The organism is Adlercreutzia sp. ZJ473 (assembly GCF_013185065.1).
GTDB lineage: Bacteria > Actinomycetota > Coriobacteriia > Coriobacteriales > Eggerthellaceae > CAAEEV01.
Window position 1 is genome coordinate 17,553 of sequence record NZ_JAAVTO010000028.1, and the last position, 17,234, is coordinate 34,786.

The window sequence follows — 17,234 nt, forward strand, 5'->3', positions numbered from 1 at the left end:
GAACTTATCCCTGCTCCCAAGGGTAGACAGGCCGCGGCGTCTGATTCGCCTCACGACGCTTTTTTGCCGCCGCCGCAAGCGCGATGATCTGCTCGTGCTCAACCTTCTTCTTCGCGAGGTAGGCCTGCTTGGCACGGGAGCGCATCACGTCGGTGATGGGCTCGCCGCAGTTCGGACAAGCGTCATCGAGCAGGTTGATGTCGCCGCCGCATGCGGCGCACGTCGAGCGCTTGTCGTAGCACTTCCCGCAACGGGAGCAGTCGGTGCAGGAAAACGTCATGGCACTTCCCTCCTAGCGAAAGGCGGACCGGGGCTTCACGCCCCGGCCCGCCAAGCTCAACTCAAAGCCTCAGACGCCAAACCTAGCGATATACCGCCAAGTGGCCCTCAGTCTCATCTGCCAGCTTGTTGATCTCGTCAAGCTCGCCAACATGCAGCGCATGGGAGATGCAGATGGCGGCGCAGGGAGCGTTGCCTTCCTCCTTCTCCAGGCAGTACGCGCACTTGTCGAGGCGGTACGGATACGGCGACATGAACATCTCGTGACGGCCGTCAACCACATCGGGCTTCCCGAGGAACACGCGCATGTACGTGTCGGTCACAGGCAGGTCGTAGTAGTTCTGGCACGCCAGCTGGCACGCCGAGCACCCCACGCAGTAGTCAAGCTCTACGAGCACTCCAATTTTCTTTGCCATGATCAATCCCTTCGTTACTCACTCGCGTCAGATTCAGCGAATCAAATTAAAACTCGTTCACCTTGGAAACCTTGCACAGCATGCTGCGCATGGGCGCAGCGCCGAAGCCCGGGTCAGATCCTTCCGCAGTGCACAGAACGTTGGGGTTGGCCTGATCCCAGCTGAAGCCAGGAAGGTTGAGCTCCTCGCAGGCGTGCTTGTAGTTCGGGCGGCACATGGAAGCTGCGCCCTTGATGACGCCCTTGGAGATGCGGGCCTTCGCGCGGATCTTGCCGCGGCGGGTCTCGACCCACAGCCACTCGCCCTCGGAGATCTGGCGCTCGCGCGCGTCCTCGTCATTGAGCTCGACGTAAGGCCAGGGCTCCAAGATGCGCTGGTGCGCGATGTTGGTCCATGCGGAGTGGTAGAACGCGTAGTCGCGCGCGCCGGTGGTCAGACACAGGTCAAACTCCTTGTACACCTCTGGCGTCTGATACGGGCTCTCAAACGGCTCGCTGTAGCTCGGCAGCGGGGAGTTGTAGCCGTACGAGGGCATCTGCTCGGAGTACACCTCGATGCGGCCCGTCGGCGTCTGGAACTTGACCAGGCCCTTCTCATGCTGCCTGGTGGTGCGGTTCTCACCGCCGTACTCGATGAAGTAGCCGATCTCGGCGGCCTTCTCGTAGTCGGTGATGGGCTCCTTGCCGTTGGGGATCAGGTGGAACTCGTTCAGGCGCCACAGCTGCATCTCCTCGGAGCTCTCCCATGGCCACAGGTCGGGAGCGAAGCGCTTGCCCAGCTCGCGCTGGAAGTCCCAGTCGTCGCGCGCCTCACCAGGAGGAAGCACGGCCTTCTGCGGGATGATGAACGGGCAGGGCTCGGGGTAGAGCTCCTCGTCGAACACGCCGACGCGCTCAGACCAGTGGGCAGCCGGCAGGACGATGTCGGCGATCTCGTTGCCCGGGGTCATGAAGTAGTCCATGTCGACGTTCAGCTCCAGAACGTCGCCCGTGAGCGCCTTGTGGATCTTCTGCGAGTCCTCGAAGCAGCCCAGCGGGTCGTTCGCAACCGAGATCATGACCTTGGCCGGCCACGGCTCGCCCGTGATCATGGACTCCCATACGTCGTTGGGGATGTTGGCGTTGCCGTAGACCTGCGTGTACATGGGATGCTTGTCGTAGCCCAGGCGCAGCTTCGGGGGAACGCGGTCGTACGCGGTGATCTTCGGGTCGAGCATGAACTCCCAGAAGGTGTTGAAGTAGATGCCGCCCTTGTCGTCCAGCGGCGGGTTGAGCAGCAGCTGGAGGATGGTGATGGCGCGGCCGGACTGCAGCGCGTTGGAGGTCATCATGCAGGCGCCCAGGTAGGCGGTCAGAAGCGACGGCTTGTCGTCGGCAGGGTTGGTGATGATGTCGAACATCTGCAGGATCTTCTCGACCGGGGTCCAGGTGACGGAGGACACCTTCTCGGGCGTCCACACGGCGATCTCGTCCTTGTAGGTCTCGAGGCCGGTCTTGCAGGTCATCTTCGAGCCGTCCTTGAGCGTCACCTCGAAGGCGCCCATGAGCGCAGGGCGCACGTCCTCGCGGTTGAAGCTCTCGGTCTCGGGATGCCAGATGGCGATGTCGTTCGCGTTCTCATCCCACACCACGTAGCGCTCGTCAGAGCCGTCCTCGGAAAGCTCGGCCTCACGCAGCATCATACGAGCGTCGGCGTTGATGAGGAACGGGGCGTTGGTCCACTTGATGAGCATCTCGTGAGCACGCTCGAACTTGCCGCTCGTGAACATGAGGTTGGCAAGGCCCATGGCCAGCGCGCCGTCGGTGCCGGGGCGAACCGGGACCCACAGGTCGGCCTTCGCGCCGATGTCGCGGAACACCGGGTCCACCACCACGACGTGGGCGCCGTTGCGCTTGGCGTCCATGATGCGCAGGCCGGAGTACTGGCGCGAGCGGATGGGGTTGGTGCCCCACATGACGATGGAGCCGGCGTTGCGATAGTCGCACGCCTCGTGGGGATGGAACATGCGACCCCAGGTCACATGCGTCTGAGCCAAGTTGGGGAGCAGGCAGACATGGGTCGGCCACACCTTGCCGCCGCCGTTCCAGGAGTTGTTCAGGCGGTCGAGGAAGTGGTTGGAGCCACGGCCGGTGCCCTGGGAGATGATGACGGACTGCGGGCCGTACTCGTCGATGACCTTGCGCACCTTCGCCTCGATGAGGTCGATGGCCTCGTCCCACGTGATGCGCTCCCACTCGTCCTTGCCGCGGTTCTCGGTGTGAGGCTCGTCGACCGACCAGGTCTTGCGCTTCATGGGGTACTTCAGGCGATCGGGATGGGCGTGGATCTCGGGAGCCGAGAACGCCTTCACGCACAGGATGCCGTCGTTGACCGGGCAGTCCGGATCGCCCTCAACGCGCGTGATCTCGTTGTTGTCATTCACGGTGAGAATGACGCCGCACTTCGAATGGCAATCGAAGCACACGGTACGTACTTTCTTCTCCATTGCTGTCCTCTCTTCTCTCTATTGGACCCTGCGTGCCTCCTGCGCACGCAGGTAGTTCCCCCTGCTGCGAACGCGCTCCCCAACGAGCCCCTCGGGGAGCGCCGCGCACATGCGCCAGCGTGCCGCCAGCGCCTTTGCCTCCAAGACGCCTCGCTAGAACGTCTTGTCCTTGGTCTCAGGGCCGAACAGGAACACCAGCAGGCCGGGGATGATGACCATGGCGGCTGCGATGTACATGGTGGTGTACACGCCGAAGCTGGTCATGACGCCCGCCAGGATGATGGGTCCCAAGATGGAGCCCATGCGGCCCCAGGACGTCGCCAGGCCGTTGCCCGTAGTGCGAATGTTGGTCTCGTACAACTCTGGCGTGTACAGAGCCATCATCATGGCGTTGAGGTACTTGCCGAACTGATACAGGATGCCCGTGATGATCAGCATGACCAACGTGGTGGACGCACCGTAGGCGATGCCGAAGATCGACGTGCACAAACCGGCGATGAGGAACGTCTTCTTGCGCCCGAGCTTCTTGGCAGACCATGTTGCGAAGAACCATGCCGGGATGCCGCCCAGGATGCCGATGGTCACGAACCCAGTGGACTGGACGACGTCGAAGCCCTTCTCCATGAGGATGGTGGTGAGCCACGTAGTCAGGCCGTAGTCGCTGAACATGCTGATGAACCACACGAAGAAGCACAGAACGGTGACCCTCAGGTACTTCGGGCTGAACAGGTCCTTGAACGACGCCTTCTTATCGGTGCGCTCGATGCGAACCGGCTCGGGCAGCTCCTTGTGGCGGGCGATGGCCTCCTGCTCGAACTTCGTGCAGATGGCATCAGCCTCGTCGTATCGCCCCTTCGCCTCAAGCCACAGGGGCGACTCGGGGCACGTCTTGATGATGCCGATGATGAACAGCGCCGGGAGCGCCTCAGCCAGGTACACGCCGCGCCAGTCGAAGTGCGGCAGGATGAGCACGGTGAGCACTCCGGCCACCGCGAAACCGATGGGCGTCATGAGCTGGTAGAGCGTCATGTACTTCGGACGCTCGGCACCCGAGACGATCTCGGAGAGATAGCTGAGGGCCACGGGGAACTGCCCGCCCAAGCCAACGCCCAATATGAAGCGCATGGTGAACAGGTAGTAGATGTTGGGCGAGAACACCAGGGCGAACCCGGCAATACCCCAGAGGAGCATGGCACCGACGATGGTCTTCTTGCGGCCGATGCGGTCAGCGATGCGGCCGGCGCCGATGGCACCGATGAACATGCCCAAGAAGCAGATTGACGAGTAGTAGCCGCCCGTTGTGGCATCCATTTCGAAGTATTCGCGAATGGTCGGCATCAAGAAGCTCGTTCCGCCCAGGTCGATGGTTTCGGCAAACCACCCCATGAGCACGAAGAAGATGATGACGACCGTATGCGGAGACGTCGGGATGCGGTTCATTCGATCTGCGATTGTGTACTCAGGCTTAGCCTGAGCTGCACCAGAAGCGTTTGGCATTTCAACCCCCTTAAGAATGTGAGCCTTTCCCCCTGAAAGGCATGCCTGAACAAATGGTGGGCTGCCTGCATCCAGGCGTGTTCCCCCTCTCGCTCTAGCCCCCTTCAAACGCTCTAGGAAAACCTTACGATGGGCAAGGCGGGCAGGTCGATCAGCAGGATGTTTAAGCGCTTCAACAGACCGTAGTGATGACAGCTTGAGCTGGTGCTTTGCAAGCTCTTACACGTGCTGGAGCACGCGAAGAGCCCAGCGCGAGGCGCGGCCTTACCGCCCTTGCGCAAGTTCAAACGTGCCCGCGAAGCGACCACGCTCGGCGCCTTCGCGCACGCGCTTCTTCATGAACGAGATGACCTCTTGGACGCGCGGCGACTCCCCGTCGACACGCGGCACCAACACGCCGAACTCCGTGCTGAAGAACCCCCGCGTGGGAACGGTTCTGATGCGGTCAGGCAAGACGCCCACACCCTCGATGAGCTTGGGGGCGAAGCTTATGAACTGGTTCTCCATGATGCGCGCGTAGATGACGGGCGTGGCGTTCGTCACCGTCTTGACGCACTCCTCCCGTATGTAGTCATCGAGCGCGTCGCCGAGCACCGTGTCCTGGTAACGCGCCACCGAGCAGCCGTCGACGTCGCCTGGCACGATCTCAGACTTGCCAGCCAGAGGGGAGTAGGCTGACACGAGGGCGACGAGCGGCGACGTGAACAGCGCCTCGTACTCCATGTCGCTCTCCTCCATCAGCTTTTGCACGAACCCCCAGTACTTCTCGATGGCGGGTATCGAGATGAACCCGAAGGAATCCTCGCCGCCGCGAGCGACGATATGGGGAACCACACGGTAAACGTTCGACTCCTTGAACTTGACGTTGAACGGGAACTGCCCCGGCTTCTGGATGTCGAGGAACGTGGCGACGTACTGCGACACGCACGGCGTCACCGTAACCCTGACCGTTTCATGGCGCGCACCTCCCCCGATCTCCGCGAGACGGTATCCGGCGAGCGTCCCCTTGACGCGCTCCAGCGCGTCAATGACGCCGTCAACCTGCCGGCTCAACTCGCGTCCCGCCGGCGTGAGCGATATGACGTTGTTCCGATACGAGGTGAGCGTCACGCCGAAGTCCTTCTCGAGCTGGTGAATCGCCCGGCTGACGCCTTGGGGCGTCATATAGAAGTTTGTCGCGGTCTTGGAAATGGAAAGTGTCTCGGAAAAATCCTTGAAGTAGTACAGATACTCAACATGCATGATTCCCCCCTGGTCCAAGATGGATCCGTGCCTTGAATCACCCTTCGATGCCGTCTTCAACCCCTCAAGTCTGCCTGCCCCCACGTCACCGAACGCACGACAATGCCGCTTGGCGTTGAAACGCCAAGCGGCCCATGCATAGAGCGTCCGCCTTGCGGCCGCCACCCTGGTATGTTGCCTCCCCCTATGCTTTGGGAGCCGAAGGCGGCTGCGGGCCCTTCGGGGCACCAGGCATGGCAGGAGCTGGGGCTCCGGGCGAGGCCGGAGCGCCTGCCTCGGGAAGCGGCGCCTTGCAGAACGGGCAGACGACGGGGCGGAAATTGGGCGACACGATCTTCTTGCCGCACTCGGGACAGATAAGCGGGCCCGACGTCGTATCAGGTGGTCTGAAACACATACGATCTCCTCCTTCATGAAGCCGTTACACAGCAAGCCGAAGCAGCGCCTCCGTTCGCTGCGCCGTTTACGGTAGCCCCATGTTACGAACCGCCTCTCCCCTACACAACGAACTAACGGTAGGGGTGCGCGCAACCAATCGTTGAAAGCGCTCGAAAACGTTTGCCGATAGCCTGGTAATGCCAAAGAAAGATGCCGTTGAGGGGGTTCGCCATGGCTGAAAACGCTGATCTGAAAGTAGCACAGATAAGACGGAAGAGGGTCGCTTATCTGGCCGTGTCCACCGTCTCGCTTCTCTTCCTCGGCCTCATATACGCGTTCTCCCTATTCTCCGCGCCCATGTGCGCCACGTTCGAACTCGAGAAGAACGACGTGAGCCTCACGTTCAACATCATGATGATGGCGTTTTGCGTGGGCGCCGTCATCGGCTCGCAAATCGAGAAGGTCGTCGGGGTCAGGGGCTCCATCATATGCGCGGGGATCATGTTTCTCGTGGGGTTCGCCGGAACGGGGCTCTTCGGCTACGGCAGCATCATGGCGGTCTACCTGCTCTACGGCGTATGCGGCGGCATGGGCGTGGGCATCGGGTACAACTCCATCATCGCCACCACCAACGTGTGGTTTCCCGACAAGGTGGGCTTCTCATCCGGCGTGCTCATGATGGGGTTCGGCGTCTCCGCGCTGCTCGTCGGCAACCTGTCCCTGAGCTTCGTCGCATCAGCGGGGCTCACCCCCGTGCTCATAGCGCTCGGCATAGCGACGTTCGCGGTTGCGTTAGCCTGCGCATTCATACTCAAACGTCCGCCGGAGAACATCATAGAGATCATGACGGGCAAGGAAGCCGTCACCACTGGCGACGACCCCGCTGACAACGACAAGCCCCTCTCCACTCCTTCGTTCTATGTGTACTGGATCTGGGCCATCATCGTCATCGCCATCGGCCTTGCCACCATCGGAAGCTGCGCGTCTGACGCTCAGCTGGTCGGCCTCGACACGGCGTTCGCCACCATGCTCGTAGGGGTCGTCTCCACGGCGAACGGCCTGGCACGCATCGTCATGGGCGTCGTGTACGACAAGACCAACGTCAAGGTCACCATGGCCGTCAACGCCGGCGTGGCCGTCATCGCCGCAGGCGGCATCTTCGTCGCGTTCGCCACTGGCATGGGCGTCTTCTACGTGATCGGAGCGGTGTGCTGCGGCTTCTGCTACGGCACCGTCCCTGTCGCCACCTCGGCGTTCTCCCGCCAACGCTTTGGCTCGAAGAACTACCCGCTCAACCTTTCCATCGCGAACCTCGCCATCTTGTTCGGCTCGCTCCTCAACATCGCCGTGCAGGCGGCCGTCGGCGGCGCCGAGAACCGCCTGGGCGTATTTGCAGCACTGCTCGCACTGTCCGCCATCGCACTCGCCGACGTCATCCCCTTCTCCAAGATGTGGAACCGCGACATGAAGCGACTCGATGAGGCAAGGACGCAGGCGAACTGAGCGACGCTCAGGCCGCGGCGCCGCCGAGCTCGTCGAGCACGAAGGCGTACACCGCGTCGGCGAGGCGCGTGCCTTCGTCGACGAGCTGCTCAGCCTGCGCGCGATACGCTTCCGCACGAGCGGCGTCGGCCATCGACCCCGCGTTGATGAGCACGTTCAAGCTCGCGCCCTGGAGCGCCGCCTTCGCGAAGAGCGCGGAGGCGCCCGCGTCCGACACCGCCATGCGGCTGCCGCAGCGCGCCATGAAGTCGCACTCGCGCAGCACCTCGACGCACGCGCGCATGATCTCGAGCGGCACCTCAGTCGCGCCGACGAGCGCCTCCTGCAGCGCGTCCTCCTTGGCCGCACGCTCGTCGGGCGTCTCGCGCGGCATGCGGTAGGCCGCCGCCAGCGGCTCGAAGGCGCGCGCGTCCTCGTCGACGAGCGCGACCAGGCGCTCCCGCAACGTGGCCAAGCATCCCAGCGACGAGAGCACCTCGCCCTCGACGTCGGCGTAGCGGGCCTTCCCCACCGTGAGGTTGCCCACCATGGAGGCGAGCGCCGAGGCGAGCGCCCCGCAGCAGGCGCAAGCCCCGCCCCCGCCGGGAACGGGAGCGGAGCTCGCCAGCTCGTCGATGAAAGCAGCATCCAACATGGAGTTCCGCTCCTTCTGCACAGCCAATCTGGACAGCGCCAGGCGACCGTGCTACTATGCGAGTTAGAGGCGCCCCGCCAGTCCGGGCAGCGTCGTTTGAGTGAAGCCCCGTCAGTGTCCAAACTTAGCGGGGCTTTTTCACGTCAAAGCGAAACCGCGCGCCATACCACCTCGCAAAAGATTAGAACAACCCGGAGATCTTGCCGGTCTCGTCCACGTCGATCTTGAACGCGGCGGGCGTCTTGCCGAGGCCCGGCATGGTCATGATGGAGCCCGTGAGCGCCACCACGAAGCCGGCGCCCGCGCTCACCTTCACCTGGCGCACCGTGATCTGGAAGTCACGCGGCGCGCCGAGCTTGGCCTGATCGTCGGAGAACGAGTACTGCGTCTTGGCCATGCACACGGGCATGCCGCCGAAGCCGAGCTTCTCGAGCTGCGCGAGCTCCTTCTTCGCGCTCGGCTCGAACACCACGCCGTCGGCATGGTACACGCGCTGCGCGATGGCCTCGATCTTCTCCGCCAGCGTGAGCTCGTCGCCGTAGGCGAACTCGAAGGTGTCGGCGCTGCGCCCCTCGGCGTCGCCCTCGGCGCACAGGCGCACCACCTCGTCGGCGAGCGCAAGGCCGCCCTCGCCGCCGCGCGCCCACACCTCGGACAGCGCCACGTTCACGCCCAGCTCGCGGCACTTGGCCTCCACCAGGTCGAGCTCGGCCTTCGTGTCCGTGGGGAACGCGTTGATCGCCACCACACAGGGCAGGTTGTACACCTTCGTGATGTTCTCCACGTGCTGCAGCAGGTTCGGCAGGCCCGCCTCGAGCGCCTCGAGGTTCTCCTCGTTGAGGTCGGCCTTCGACACGCCGCCGTGGTTCTTGAGCGCGCGCACCGTGGCGACCACCACCACCGCGTCGGGCTTGAGGCCCGCCAGGCGGCACTTGATGTCGAGGAACTTCTCCGCGCCGAGGTCGGCGCCGAAGCCGGCCTCGGTCACGCAGTAGTCGCCGAGCGCCATGGCCATGCGCGTGGCCATGATGGAGTTGCAGCCGTGCGCGATGTTGGCGAAGGGGCCGCCGTGCACGAACGCCGGCGTGCCCTCGAGGGTCTGCACGAGGTTCGGCTTGAGGGCGTCCTTCAGAAGCGCGGTCATGGCGCCTTCCGCGTGCAGGTCGTGCGCGGTGACGGGCTGGTCGTCGTAGGTGTAGCCCACCACGATGCGGCCGAGGCGCTCCTTGAGGTCGGTAATGGAGGTGGCGAGGCAGAAGATGGCCATGACCTCGGAGGCCACCGTGATGTCGAAGCCGTCCTCGCGCGGCACGCCGTGGGCCTTGCCGCCGAGGCCGTCCACGATGTTGCGCAGCTGGCGGTCGTTCATGTCCACCACGCGCTTCCACGTGATCTTGCGCACGTCGATGCCCAGCTCGTTGCCGTTGTGGATGTGCGCGTCCAGAAGCGCAGCCAGCAGGTTGTTCGCCGCGCCGATGGCGTGGAAGTCGCCCGTGAAGTGCAGGTTGATGTCCTCCATGGGGACCACCTGGGCGTACCCGCCGCCCGCGGCGCCGCCCTTGATGCCGAACACGGGGCCGAGCGACGGCTCGCGCAGCGCCACCATGACGTTCTTGCCGCGGCGCGCCAGCGCGTCGGCCAGGCCCACCGTGGTGGTGGTCTTGCCCTCGCCCGCCGGCGTGGGGTTGATGGCCGTCACCAGGATGAGCTTGCCGGGCGCATGCTCCTCCTCGCGCAGCAGGTTGTAGTCAACCTTGGCCTTGTAGTTTCCGTAGCACTCAAGGTACTTCTCGCTGATGCCAGCCTTTTTGGCAATCTCGCCGATGCGCTCCGGGTGCGCTGCTTGGGCAATTTCAATGTCGGTCAACACGTCGGGCCCGCTTTCTCCTCATGACGCACGCCGTCGCGCCTCGCCGCGCGACGCACCGCGCCTCGTTTGCCAGAATGAGCTCATTTTAGCGGGCTTGGCAGGCGGTTTCCACGTTGAGCGCGCCAAGGGCGCGAGAAGCCAGACTGGTGGCGAGCAGCGTGCGCGGGAGAGCGCGGCGCGACGCGGAGGCGAGGTGACGCGGAGGCTCGTACGGAAACGAGGACGCTACCGGCGCGCGGAGGCGAGCAGCCTCAGTCCCTCCAGCGTGAGCTCGGGCAGCACCTCGGTGATCTCGCTCGAGTGCGCGGCCACGAGCGCCGAGAGCCCTCCGGTGGCCACCACCGGGCACGTGCGGCCCAGCTCGGCGAAGATGCGGCGCACCAGGCCGTCCACGCGGTCGGCCTCGCCGAGCACGATGCCCGCCTGCACGGCCTCCTCGGTGCTTTTGCCGACGGCGGCCGGAGGCGCTGCGAGGTCGATGGTCGACAGGCGCGTGGCGTGCGAGAACAAGGCGCTTGCGCTCGTCTCCACGCCCGGGGCGATGATGCCGCCCAAAAAGCTCCCGTCCTCGTCGACGACCTCGATGTTGGTGGCGGTGCCGAAGTCGACCACCACCACCGGCGCGCCGAAGAGGGCGCGCGCCGCCACGGCGTCGGCCACGCGGTCGGCGCCGATCTCGCGCGGGTTGGGGTACGCGCTCTTGAACAGGCCCGCCGCGCTGGCGGCCTCGGCCGTGCACAGGCGCGCCTCGACGCCCGCCAGCTCGCGCACCGCGTCCGACCAGGCGCGCGTGAGCGCCGGCACCACCGAGGCCATCGCCGCCGCGTCGACGTCATGCGCCGTGACGCCCGCGGCCGCCATGAGCGGCAGGAGCTTGGCGCGCACGTCGTCGGCCGCGTCGCGCTTGCTGGTGGCAACCCGCCACACCGCATGCGGCTCCACCTTGTCAAAGCCGCGGTAGACGCCCACCACGGTATGCGTGTTCCCCACGTCAATCGTAAGTAACATAATTATGACAAACGCCCTTAGCTTTCCGAAGTTGCCCGTTGCTTTCGCTATAGTGATCGCAGACATTATAGCAATCGCCCAACGAACGGTCCCCGAAAGCCACTCGGCCGGTTCACGAGAGAAAGGCAGAGCCATGACCGATAAGCAGAGCCGCATACTTGTCGTTGACGACGAGCCTTCCATCACCGAGTTCGTCGGGTACGCCCTGAGCAAGGAAGGCTACGCCGCCGACATCGTCAACAGCGGCGAGGACGCGCTCGCGCTTGCGGCGAAGAACGCCTACGACCTGTTCGTCCTCGACATCATGCTGCCCGGCATCGACGGCTACGAGCTGTGCCGCCGCCTGCGCTCGAGGACCGCGGCGCCCGTGCTGTTCCTGTCGGCGCGCGACACCGAGCTCGACAAGGTGGTGGGGCTCGAGATCGGCGGCGACGACTACCTGGCCAAGCCCTTCGGCGTGCGCGAGCTGATCGCCCGCATCCGCGCGCTCCTGCGCCGCGGCTCCGGCGAGATGCAGGGCAGCGCCAGCGCCATCACGGCCAGCGGCATCACCATCGACGAGGACGCGCACGTCGCTCGCGGCGACGCAGGCGAGATCGACCTCACGCCGCGCGAGTTCGAGCTGATGGCGTGCTTGATGAAGAGCGCCGGGAAGGTGGTGTCCCGCGAGGACCTCCTGCGCGACGCCTGGGGCTGGGAGTACCTCACCGAGACGAAGACGGTGGACACCCACATCAAGCGCCTGCGCGACAAGATCTCCGCCGCCGGCTACGACCCCACGATGGTGGAGACGGTCCGCGGCTACGGCTACCGGTTCCGCGCATAGCGCAGGAGCTGCGAGCGCAGGACCCCGAAGCACGACGGGCGCAGGCCAGCCGCAAGCCGACCTGCGCCCGAAAGCCCCTACCTCACGGCGGAGCGCACTACGCGGGCGCAGGCCACGGCGGCGAGGATCTTCAAGAAGTCGATTCCCGCGAAGGGGGCGACGCAGGCGAGGAAGGCGGCCTCGGGCCCCACTCCCATGACGGGCATGAACTGGGCACAGCCGCACAGATACGCGATGCAGGTGAACAGCACGCCCGCCACCACCTCGACGCCCGAGATGCGCATGAAGCGCGCGAACCTCTGCGCGAAGGAGAGCTTCGCCTCAGCAGCGGGATCCACCTCGGCGGCCCTGAGGCTCACGTCCCAGTCCGTGCGCGTGCGCACCACGTGCAGGAACAGCACCGCGGCAGTCACGCCGAACAGGTAGCCCCACAGAAAGCCGCCCGTCGGCCCGGCGAGCACGCCGATGCCGCCGCGCATCCCCGAGAACACCGGCACGCCCACGGCGCCGAGCGCCAGGTAGCACACGATGGCCGCGATGGCCTCCTTCGGCTTGAGCACCACGATGGCGAAGGTGACGGCGAACATCTGCAGCGTGACGGGCACCGGCCCGATGGGGATGGTCACCCACGCCGAGACGGCCATGATGGCCACCGTCAGGCCCACGAACGCGATGGAGCGCGTCCGCGACGAGCTCGTCGCATGCGCCTTAGCTTGTTCCATAATCGATCCTCTCTTCCCTCAGATGAACGCGCTGAAAAAGAACAGACGCATTATAGCGCACGCGTGCTCCTGGCGCGTTTCCGCGCGCTTACACCTCCGCCATGCGCGCGAGGTCGCTGCCGCCGACGGGCAGGCGCGCCTGCGCGCCACCGAGCCGACGCCCGCGCCTGCACACCGCCTGCGCGGAGCCGCTACCTCACCTTCAGGTCGACCTCGCCGCGCTGCACCCTTCCCAGCCGGCGCATCTCGAACGCCACGAAGCACGCCGTCACGCAGATGGAGAGCGCGTCGGCGACAGGCTGCGCGAAGTACAGCGCGTCGAGGCCGTTGAGCGCGGGGGCCATGAGCGGCAGCAGGTCGGGCAGAAGCCAGATGAGCGGCACCAGGAACACGATCTGGCGCGTGAGGGACAGAAAGATCGACTTCGCCGGCTGGCCCGTGGCCTGGAAGTAGTTCGACGACACGATCTGGAAGCCCACGAGCGGCAGCGTCACGAACTGCACCTTCATGGCGAACACCGTGAACTCGTTGAGGTCGGGGTTCGTGATGCCGAACGCGCTCACCACGCCGGCCGTGAACAGGTAGATGCACGCCCAGATCGCAACGCAGATGGCCGAGGCGCCCACCACGCCGCACTTGTACGCGCTGCGCACGCGGTCGATCTTGCGCGCGCCGTAGTTGTAGCCCAGAAGCGGCTGGATGGCCACGGCCACGCCGATCACCGGCATCACCGAGAACTGGCCGATGCGCTGCACCACGCCGATGGACGCCAGCGCGTTCTCCGCGCCGATCACCGTGAGAGCGCCGTACTTCACCAGCTGGTAGTTCAGCAGGAAGTTGATGATGGCCATGCCCGCCTGGATGGCGAAGCTGGGGAAGCCGAGCGCGAAGATGCTGCCCACGAGGCGCGGCTGCGGGCGCAGGTAGCGCAGGCGCAGGTGCATGGGCGCGTCCTTCACGCCGATGAAGTACCACAGCACCAGGGCGCACGAGAGCGCCTGGCCGGCGAGCGACGCGCACGCGCTGCCCACGATGCCCCAGCCGAGCATCATCACGAACAGGAAGTTGAACGCCACCGAGGACAGAAGCCCGGCCACCATGGTGACCAGCGCGCGGATCGGCGCGCCCGAGGTGCGGATGAAGTTGTTCACGCCCATGCCGATCATCTGGAAGATGAAGCCGAAGCACAGGATCTGGATGTAGATGCGCGCGTAGGGGCGCACGTCGTCAGTGGCGCTCGAGACGGTGAGCACTGCGTCGATGATCAGGGGGCTCGCGGCAGCCAACGCCACGATGACCCACACCACCAGGCTCAGGAACACCACGTTGCCCAGCGCGCGCTCGGCCTCGCCGTGCCGGCCCTCGCCCAGGCGCAGCGCCGCGAGCGCGTTGCCGCCGTTGCCCACGAGCATGGCGAACGCCATGAACACGATGAGCATGGGGTTGGCCACCGTGATGGCCGACAGGCCGATCTCGCCCACGGCGTTGCCGAGGAACACCGAGTTGATGATGGCGTACGAGCCGTTCACCAGCATGCCCACCACCGACGGGATGGCGAACTCCACCACGAGCTTCGGCACCGACGCCGTGCCCATGCGCGCGACCTTCGCGTCGCCCTTCGAGGCGGGCGCCGCCTCCTTGCCGCGCTCGCCTGCGGCGTCGCCGCTGGCGTCGTCGCCTGGGACGCTGCCGCCGGAGATGCCGCCGCTTACGCCGTCACCCGGCTTGCCCTCGCCGTCCAATCTGCCTTCGATGCGCTCGTCTGATCGTACCATTGTTCACATGCCTTCCCGTCTTGCTCCGGCACATTGTAGCGCGCGGAGCGGGCGGTTGCTAGCGAACGGACGAGATATGCGCCTCACCCGAGGAAACTGCGACCAAATCGCCACCGAGCGGCGGCTCGACCAGAAGGCGGCCCTGCTCGTCCGCGCCGCGCACCACGCCCTCGGCCACCGGCGAGCCGTCGAGGTTCTCGACGGAGACGCGCAGCCCGTCGAGGGCGGCGTGCGCGGCGTACTCAGGCAGAAGCGGGGCGAAGCCGTGCGCCGTCCACGCGGGGTAGAGCTCCGAGAACGCCTCGAGCACGGCCGCGCGCACGACGGGAATGTCGGGGGCGGACGGCGCTTCGGGGGCGCGTGGCGCGTCGGGGGCGGGCGGCACGTCGGGAGCGGGCGGCACGTCGGGAGCGGGCGGCGCGTCAGGGACGGGCGCGAAAAGCTCGCTCACGTAGGCGGGCGCGTTCTTGCCGCCGACCGCCTGCGCGCCTGAGCCCTGCGGCGAGAGCACGTTCACGCCGATCCCCACGCAGATGCCGCCCGCGTGCGACTCCAGCGAGATGCCGCAGAGCTTCGCGAGGCGAAAGGGGGCTCCTTCCGCGGCGCGGGCAGGGGTGTGCACCACGTCGTTGGGCCACTTGATCTTCACGCGCGCGGCGGCGCCGGGAGCGAGCGCGACGAGCGCGCGGCGCACGGCCATGCCCGCGACCAGGCTCAACGTGGGAAGCTGCGCCAGCGGCACCTGCGGGCGCAACAGCAGCGACACGTACATGCCGCCCTCGGGGCTCTTCCACGCGCGCCCCTGCCGGCCGTACCCGGCCGTCTGCGCCCGCGCCCCCACGGCGAGCCCCTCGGGCTCCCCCTCCTCAAGCGCGCGCTTCACCAGGTCGTTCGTCGACGTAACCTCGTCATAGGTTCGCAAGCGAAACATAAGGACTTTCCCTCTCTTGCAACAGCTGCACAAACCGCCCTTGTCGTTCGTAACGTCAGCGAGGGTTCTTGCAGTGCCTGAGATAGCCCCGCCGCGCGGCTGAGCGTACTCCGTACGCGAAGGAAAGCGCACAAGGGGCTAGGTCAGGTGCCGCAAGAAGCCGCAGCGTCGAGCGTTCCGCCCGTTCCGTCAGGGCAAGCGGAACCAACCTACAACTTCCACGCGCGGCCGACTCGGTCGGACTCGGGCACGGCGTCGACGGGCGTGCCGTCCGCCAGCACGTGTCCCGGCAAGATCTCGAGCAGCGGCTTCACCACGAAGTCGCGCTCGGTGACGCGGGGGTGCGGCAGCGTGAGCTCGTCGGTGGAGAAGTCGTACATCTGGTAGTCGAGGATGTCGACGTCGAGCGTGCGCGGCCCGTTCTCCACCTCGCGCACGCGGCCCAGGCTGTTCTCGACGGCGTGCAGGTAGCCCAGAAGCTCGCGCGGCGGGATGCCGCAGCGCATCAGCACCACCGTGTTCACGAAGTCCTCCTGGTCCTCGAGGTAGGCCGGCTCGCTGCCGTAGAAGCTCGCGACGTCGATGATCTGGGAGTCAGGCAGCGCGCACAGCTGCCCGATGGCATGGTTGATCTGCGCGATCTTGCCCTCGGTCTCCTCGCCGGGGCTTGCCACCAGGGCCACGTTCGACCCCAGGCCCAGAAGCACGTAGGGCCGCAGGTCGGCCAGCGCGCGCGCCGTCTCCTCCACGTTGTGCGTGCGCACCACGCCGGCCCCCAGCTCGCAGGCGAGGAGCGCCTCGGCGGCGGAGGCCGCGTCGCGCTCGAGCGGGTCGTCGATGTGGTAGGCGTAGCCCACGTAGCTCTTGCGCGAGGGGGCCGCCATCACGGGATAGCCCAGGTGGACCAGCTCGTGCAGGTTGCGCATGAGCTCGATGGTCTGCTTCGGCGTCTTGCCGAAGCCCGGACCGGGGTCGACGCAGATCCGCTCGCGCGCGACGCCCGCCGCCTTGAGCGCGGCGCAGCGCTCGCGCAGGTAGTCGCGCACCTCGGACACCACGTCAACGTACGCGGTGTCGTCCTGCATGGTGGCCGGCTCGCCCCTCATGTGCATGACCACGAGCCCCGCGTCGCTCTCGCGCGCCACCTCGACCATGGCCGGGTCGCGGAAGCCCGACACGTCGTTGACGACCGAGGCGCCCGCGCGCACCGCGCGCGCGGCCACGTCGGCGTGCCGCGTGTCAACCGACACGCACATCCCGCGCTCCACGAGCGCGCGCACCACCGGCTCGATGCGCGCCCACTCCTCCGCGGGCGTGACCGGGGCCGCGCCCGGGCGCGTGGACTCGCCGCCCACGTCGATGACGGCGGCTCCCTGGGCGGCCATCTCCTCGGCATGCGCCACCGCCGCCTCGGGCGCGGCGTACGCGCCGCCGTCGGAGAACGAGTCGGGCGTGACGTTCAGGATGCCCATGATGACGGGCACGCTCGTGTCGAACGTGAAGGTGCCGCAGGTCCACTTCATGGCGCTACTCGTCCCCGCGCTTGTCCACGCCGTACGGGTTCGCATACGGGTTCGCGTACGGGCTCGCACCCGCTGCCGGCGCCTGCGCGCCCGGCGCGGAGCCCGCCGCCGCGTCGCCGCCGCTCGCAGCGCCGCCCGCGCCCGC

General features: G+C 66.2%; 14 protein-coding genes. 2 read left to right on the forward strand and 12 right to left on the reverse strand.

Features of this window, described 5'->3' with window-relative positions; genetic code table 11:
- Positions 1–4: 4 nt before the first annotated feature.
- The 5 genes from HRL41_RS06810 to HRL41_RS06830 form a co-directional block, all read right to left on the reverse strand.
- Entirely contained in the window at positions 5–280 is a 276-nt protein-coding gene (locus HRL41_RS06810; RefSeq protein ID WP_172136116.1) for a hypothetical protein, read from the reverse strand.
- Positions 281–362: 82 nt separating this feature from the next.
- On the reverse strand, positions 363–695 hold the full coding sequence (locus HRL41_RS06815; RefSeq protein ID WP_165170771.1) for a hypothetical protein: 333 nt from the start codon (positions 693–695) through the stop codon (positions 363–365).
- Positions 696–741: 46 nt separating this feature from the next.
- Positions 742–3,180 (reverse strand): molybdopterin-dependent oxidoreductase, encoded by a 2,439-nt coding sequence (locus tag HRL41_RS06820; RefSeq protein WP_172136117.1) that lies wholly within the window; start codon positions 3,178–3,180, stop codon positions 742–744.
- Between the two features lie 153 nt (positions 3,181–3,333).
- On the reverse strand, positions 3,334–4,677 hold the full coding sequence (locus HRL41_RS06825) for an MFS transporter (RefSeq protein WP_165170775.1): 1,344 nt from the start codon (positions 4,675–4,677) through the stop codon (positions 3,334–3,336).
- A gap of 264 nt (positions 4,678–4,941) precedes the next feature.
- Positions 4,942–5,919 carry a LysR family transcriptional regulator gene (locus HRL41_RS06830; RefSeq protein WP_165170776.1) on the reverse strand — a complete coding sequence of 326 codons (978 nt, stop codon included), beginning with the start codon at positions 5,917–5,919 and terminating at the stop codon, positions 4,942–4,944.
- A gap of 609 nt (positions 5,920–6,528) precedes the next feature.
- Between HRL41_RS06830 and HRL41_RS06835 the strand changes: the two genes are divergently transcribed.
- Entirely contained in the window at positions 6,529–7,800 is a 1,272-nt protein-coding gene (locus tag HRL41_RS06835; protein ID WP_165170778.1) for an MFS transporter, read from the forward strand.
- A 7-nt stretch (positions 7,801–7,807) separates the two neighbouring features.
- On the opposite strand, the gene HRL41_RS06840 is transcribed toward HRL41_RS06835, so the two are convergent.
- From HRL41_RS06840 to HRL41_RS06850, 3 genes are all read right to left on the reverse strand, one after another.
- On the reverse strand, positions 7,808–8,434 hold the full coding sequence (locus tag HRL41_RS06840) for a cyclodeaminase/cyclohydrolase family protein (RefSeq protein WP_253904757.1): 627 nt from the start codon (positions 8,432–8,434) through the stop codon (positions 7,808–7,810).
- A gap of 181 nt (positions 8,435–8,615) precedes the next feature.
- Positions 8,616–10,304, reverse strand: coding sequence for a formate--tetrahydrofolate ligase (locus tag HRL41_RS06845; RefSeq protein WP_172136118.1), 1,689 nt, complete (start codon positions 10,302–10,304; stop codon positions 8,616–8,618).
- 225 nt (positions 10,305–10,529) lie between these two features.
- The gene (locus HRL41_RS06850; protein WP_172136119.1) at positions 10,530–11,312 is read right to left on the reverse strand and encodes a type III pantothenate kinase; all 783 of its coding nucleotides are present in this window, start codon (positions 11,310–11,312) and stop codon (positions 10,530–10,532) included.
- Between the two features lie 133 nt (positions 11,313–11,445).
- Between HRL41_RS06850 and HRL41_RS06855 the strand changes: the two genes are divergently transcribed.
- Positions 11,446–12,138 (forward strand): response regulator transcription factor, encoded by a 693-nt coding sequence (locus HRL41_RS06855; RefSeq protein WP_165170784.1) that lies wholly within the window; start codon positions 11,446–11,448, stop codon positions 12,136–12,138.
- A 77-nt stretch (positions 12,139–12,215) separates the two neighbouring features.
- Here HRL41_RS06855 and HRL41_RS06860 read toward each other — a convergent pair whose 3' ends face one another.
- The 4 genes from HRL41_RS06860 to folP form a co-directional block, all read right to left on the reverse strand.
- Positions 12,216–12,860: a biotin transporter BioY gene (locus HRL41_RS06860; RefSeq protein WP_172136120.1), complete on the reverse strand. Its 645-nt coding sequence runs from the start codon at positions 12,858–12,860 to the stop codon at positions 12,216–12,218.
- Positions 12,861–13,051: 191 nt separating this feature from the next.
- Complete coding sequence (locus HRL41_RS06865) at positions 13,052–14,635, reverse strand: MATE family efflux transporter (RefSeq protein WP_253904758.1); 1,584 nt, start codon at positions 14,633–14,635, stop codon at positions 13,052–13,054.
- A 58-nt stretch (positions 14,636–14,693) separates the two neighbouring features.
- Complete coding sequence (locus HRL41_RS06870; protein WP_172136121.1) at positions 14,694–15,566, reverse strand: biotin--[acetyl-CoA-carboxylase] ligase; 873 nt, start codon at positions 15,564–15,566, stop codon at positions 14,694–14,696.
- A 209-nt stretch (positions 15,567–15,775) separates the two neighbouring features.
- The gene (gene folP / locus HRL41_RS06875) at positions 15,776–17,089 is read right to left on the reverse strand and encodes a dihydropteroate synthase (RefSeq protein WP_172136122.1); all 1,314 of its coding nucleotides are present in this window, start codon (positions 17,087–17,089) and stop codon (positions 15,776–15,778) included.
- Positions 17,090–17,234 lie beyond the last annotated feature (145 nt).

What these genes read in the sequence shown, in the direction of transcription:
- HRL41_RS06825 (WP_165170775.1), bottom strand. Translation starts at nt 4,677, where the DNA reads ATGCCAAACGCTTCTGGTGCAGCTCAGGCTAAGCCTGAGTACACAATC.
- HRL41_RS06830 (WP_165170776.1), bottom strand. Translation starts at nt 5,919, where the DNA reads ATGCATGTTGAGTATCTGTACTACTTCAAGGATTTTTCCGAGACACTT.
- HRL41_RS06870 (WP_172136121.1), bottom strand. Translation starts at nt 15,566, where the DNA reads ATGTTTCGCTTGCGAACCTATGACGAGGTTACGTCGACGAACGACCTG.
- HRL41_RS06860 (WP_172136120.1), bottom strand. Translation starts at nt 12,860, where the DNA reads ATGGAACAAGCTAAGGCGCATGCGACGAGCTCGTCGCGGACGCGCTCC.
- HRL41_RS06810 (WP_172136116.1), bottom strand. Translation starts at nt 280, where the DNA reads ATGACGTTTTCCTGCACCGACTGCTCCCGTTGCGGGAAGTGCTACGAC.
- HRL41_RS06820 (WP_172136117.1), bottom strand. Translation starts at nt 3,180, where the DNA reads ATGGAGAAGAAAGTACGTACCGTGTGCTTCGATTGCCATTCGAAGTGC.
- HRL41_RS06850 (WP_172136119.1), bottom strand. Translation starts at nt 11,312, where the DNA reads ATGTTACTTACGATTGACGTGGGGAACACGCATACCGTGGTGGGCGTC.
- folP (WP_172136122.1), bottom strand. Translation starts at nt 17,089, where the DNA reads ATGAAGTGGACCTGCGGCACCTTCACGTTCGACACGAGCGTGCCCGTC.
- HRL41_RS06855 (WP_165170784.1), top strand. Translation starts at nt 11,446, where the DNA reads ATGACCGATAAGCAGAGCCGCATACTTGTCGTTGACGACGAGCCTTCC.
- HRL41_RS06835 (WP_165170778.1), top strand. Translation starts at nt 6,529, where the DNA reads ATGGCTGAAAACGCTGATCTGAAAGTAGCACAGATAAGACGGAAGAGG.
- HRL41_RS06865 (WP_253904758.1), bottom strand. Translation starts at nt 14,635, where the DNA reads ATGGTACGATCAGACGAGCGCATCGAAGGCAGATTGGACGGCGAGGGC.
- HRL41_RS06840 (WP_253904757.1), bottom strand. Translation starts at nt 8,434, where the DNA reads ATGTTGGATGCTGCTTTCATCGACGAGCTGGCGAGCTCCGCTCCCGTT.
- HRL41_RS06815 (WP_165170771.1), bottom strand. Translation starts at nt 695, where the DNA reads ATGGCAAAGAAAATTGGAGTGCTCGTAGAGCTTGACTACTGCGTGGGG.